The sequence below is a fragment of the Microcoleus sp. Pol1C5 genome (assembly GCF_036701115.1).
In the GTDB taxonomy this organism is placed as follows: domain Bacteria; phylum Cyanobacteriota; class Cyanobacteriia; order Cyanobacteriales; family Microcoleaceae; genus Microcoleus.
Genome location: NZ_JAUBQE010000138.1, coordinates 1 through 2,114 on the forward strand (window position 1 = coordinate 1; position 2,114 = coordinate 2,114).

Consider the following 2,114-nt stretch of genomic DNA (forward strand, 5'->3'; position numbering starts at 1 on the left):
CGCGTCGCCATCCTCAACATCCTGTGTTCCCAAGCTGCAATTTCCTTACAGAACGCCCGACTGTATCAGCAATCCCAAGAGTATGCCCAAAAACTAGAGCTTTATCTTCACGATCTCAAACAGATGCAGTTGCAACTGGTGCAGAGTGAGAAGATGTCTGCTCTCGGCAATCTGGTGGCAGGGGTTGCCCACGAAATTAACAATCCCTTAGGCTTTATTGCCGGCAACTTAGAACCGGCTCAGGAATACGTACAAAATCTGTTTGAGCTAATCGATCTCTATGTAGATCATTTTCCCAAGCCGGGAGCGAAAATTGAAGAAAAAATCGAGGAGATTGACTTAGAGTATTTACGACAAGATTTGCCCGAACTGATTAACTCCATGAATGAGGGTGCCGATCGCATTCGCGATATCAGTACGAGTTTGAGAACTTTTTCGAGGGCAGATAGCTATCGCTCGGTTCCTTTTAATATTCACGACGGACTTGACAGCACTCTTTTGATTCTCAAGCACCGATTAAAAGCCAGCGAGCGCCGGCCTGCTATTGAAGTGGTGAAAGAGTATGGCAAGCTGCCTCTAGTGGACTGTTTCCCCGGACAGTTGAATCAGGTTTTTATGAATATTTTGGCTAATGCGATTGATGCGCTGGAAGAATCAAGTAAGGAACGTAGCTTTAGTGAAATTAAAGCGAATCCTAACCAAATCACGATCCGAACTGCTACGGACAAAGAAGGCAAACGAGTCTTGATTTGGATTAAAGACAATGGAGTGGGGATGTCGGATGAATTGAAGCAAAAAATATTCGATCACTTATTTACAACCAAATCTGTAGGTCAAGGAACGGGATTGGGATTGGCGATCGCCCGCCAGATTGTAGTAGAAAAACATAGGGGAGAGCTCGAGGTCAACTCTGCACTCCATCAAGGAACTGAATTTGTAATCTTGTTGCCGGTGAAAGGGTGAGGTCGAAGTGCTATCACCGTTCAACCTCGCAAATGGAAATCCAGATTAACTGTTAAAAGTCAATATTGAAGATTAGGATAGTCCATAATGAATGCCACCGTAGTTTTAATCGATACCATTCCCGGCTACCGTCTGACGGAGCAACTGTACAGCGGTTCCAGAACCTTAGTTTATCGAGCCATCCGAGAAATAGACCAGTATCCAGTTGTCATCAAACTGCTCAAGCGAGACTATCCCAACTTCAGCGAACTGCTGCAATTTTGCAACCAATATGCTATTGCCAAAAATCTATGTCTGTCAGGAGTCGTTGAAGCCTACACTCTAGAATCCTACCGCAACAGCTATGCCCTAGTGATGGAGGATTTTGGTGGCATTTCTCTGCGAAAGTACGCCCAAGAGCGATCGCTTTCGCTAGTAGAAATATTGGAGATCGCCATTCAAATAACTGACATTCTCAACGGACTCTACCGCAACCGAGTCATTCACAAAGACCTCAAACCTGCCAATATCCTGATTAATCCCGAAACCAAACAAGTCAAGCTCATTGACTTCAGCATTTCGTCTTTGCTGCCTCGCGAAACCCATACCACTCAAAATCCAAACGGACTAGAAGGCACCCTAGCTTATCTTTCCCCAGAACAAACCGGGCGCATGAACCGGGGAATTGACTATCGCAGCGATTTCTATTCGCTCGGTGTCACCTTCTTTGAATTGCTCACCGGACAGTTGCCCTGGACATCGGGAGACCCGATGGAATTAGTTCACTGTCACGTTGCCAAGCAACCGCCTACCGCCCACAGCGTGAATCCAAAGATCCCTTTGGTACTCTCAAATATCGTCAGCAAGTTAATCGCAAAGAATGCGGAAGACCGCTATCAAAATGTTCTTGGACTCAAACACGATCTAGAGCGATGTTGGCAACAATTACAAGACGGAAAAATCGAACTATTTGAATTAGGGCAACGCGATATTTGCGATCGCTTTCTCATTTCAGAAAAGCTTTACGGACGGCAAACAGAAGTAGAAATCCTACTCAATGCCTTCAATCGCGTCAGTGAAGGAAGCAGTGAAATAATGCTCGTTGCTGGGTTTTCAGGGATTGGCAAGACAGCAGTCGTCAGCGAAGTCCACAAGCCCATTGTCCGGCAACG

At 45.7% G+C, this 2,114-nt stretch carries 2 protein-coding genes; both read left to right on the plus strand.

What is annotated here, in order from left to right:
* The coding region (locus tag QUA23_RS30810; protein ID WP_333110730.1) for an ATP-binding protein at positions 1-963 on the plus strand (963 nt) is incomplete at its 5' end.
* A gap of 87 nt (positions 964-1,050) precedes the next feature.
* A partial coding sequence (locus QUA23_RS30815) for a protein kinase domain-containing protein (protein ID WP_333110732.1) occupies positions 1,051-2,114 on the plus strand: 1,064 nt, incomplete at its 3' end.